This is a genomic window from Massilia sp. DJPM01 (genome assembly GCF_030348125.1).
GTDB lineage: Bacteria > Pseudomonadota > Gammaproteobacteria > Burkholderiales > Burkholderiaceae_D > Telluria_A > Telluria_A frigida.
Genome location: NZ_JAQOZV010000234.1, coordinates 1 through 508, shown reverse-complemented (window position 1 = coordinate 508; position 508 = coordinate 1). Strand labels below are relative to the sequence as shown.

At 60.2% G+C, this 508-nt stretch carries 1 pseudogene; it reads left to right on the top strand.

The window, feature by feature from the left end:
- A pseudogene (locus PO883_RS34840) lies at positions 1-508 on the top strand (hypothetical protein); the annotation flags it as partial.

Here is a 508-nt window from a genome sequence, read left to right as displayed (position 1 = left end):
TTACGCACCGTTTGGCGGCACCACCGGCTGGACATGGGGCAACAGCACGCAAGCGGACGCAAACAAGCACGTGCGCACCTACGACCTGGATGGGCGAATCAGCAGCTACACCTTGGGGAAACCTTCGGCAAGCGGAGTGGTCCGCACGGTCAATTACGATGCTGCTAGCCGAGTCAAGGGATACACGCATACTGGCACCGGTACAGCGCCCAGCCCTGCCAGTCTGAACCAGACCTTCGGCTACGACGAGCTCGATCGCCTGACCAGCTACGGCGGCAACGGCACCACCCAGACCTATGCATACGATGCTACCGGTAACCGCATCAAGGCTGGTTTCGGGGCGAACAGCTACACGAACACGATCGATCCTCTCAGCAATAAGCTGAGCGCGACCACAGGTCCCGGGCCGGCCAAGACGAATACCTACGACGGCGCCGGTAATCTGACCACTGATGGCACGCTCATCGTCACTTATAGTGGACGGGCTCGGCCATACCGTGTCCAGAAT